The 655-nt window shown below is 56.5% G+C and carries 2 protein-coding genes; one reads left to right on the plus strand and one right to left on the minus strand.

What is annotated here, in order from left to right; translation table 11 throughout:
• The coding region (locus tag ACPYOP_RS32950; protein ID WP_481414385.1) for an SDR family oxidoreductase at positions 1-105 on the plus strand (105 nt) is incomplete at its 5' end.
• 29 nt (positions 106-134) lie between these two features.
• Here ACPYOP_RS32950 and ACPYOP_RS32955 read toward each other — a convergent pair.
• Positions 135-416 carry a recombinase family protein gene (locus ACPYOP_RS32955; RefSeq protein ID WP_481414384.1) on the minus strand — a complete coding sequence of 94 codons (282 nt, stop codon included), beginning with the start codon at positions 414-416 and terminating at the stop codon, positions 135-137.
• Positions 417-655: the final 239 nt, after the last annotated feature.

A 655-nucleotide genomic window follows, 5' to 3' on the forward strand; every position in this document is an offset into this window, starting at 1 on the left:
GCTGGCACGGTGGCGTGGCTGCTATCAGATGACGCGAAATTCGTCACGGGTCAGGATATTGTAATTGATGGCGGCTTCACGATCGGCGGACCACGGCGAAACTAACCGCAACAGTTCCTGTCCGAATGTCCGTATTATTCGGCCAGTTTCGCACGTACGCGTTTGGCGATCCAGCGGTAACTGCGGCCTTCGGCGACTAAATCCGCCACTTTCGGGGCAAGCCGGTCAGATTTAGGTCTCTCACCAGCTTGACGGCCGAGCTTCTTGCCCCGCGCCTTTGCGGCGGCCAGGCCGGATTTGACGTGCTCGCTTATGAGATCACGCTCAAATTCTGCAATACCAGAGAGAAACGTCGCCAGCATTCGGCTGTGCGGTGACGACAGGTCGAATGCCATGCCGTTCGTCGGCCCCATCATTAAAGATCCCATGGGTTAGATGGCGGCCTGCGTTTTTGCAGAATGAGAGGTCGTACAACAACCCACTTATTCTGAGGTGACGATGTTCAAGAGCAACCGACCTGCGACCGCCATCCACACCGATCTTGGTGCAATTTTTGTTTCACTGGAGCTCAGTCGTTCGTAAGCGCGCATTTCCCTGCGCGTTGACGCGGGCGCCATGAGGGTGATCGTCTTTTGCCGATGGGCCTTGATCAGGC

Source organism: Rhizobium sp. KNZ2-6A (assembly GCF_056755475.1).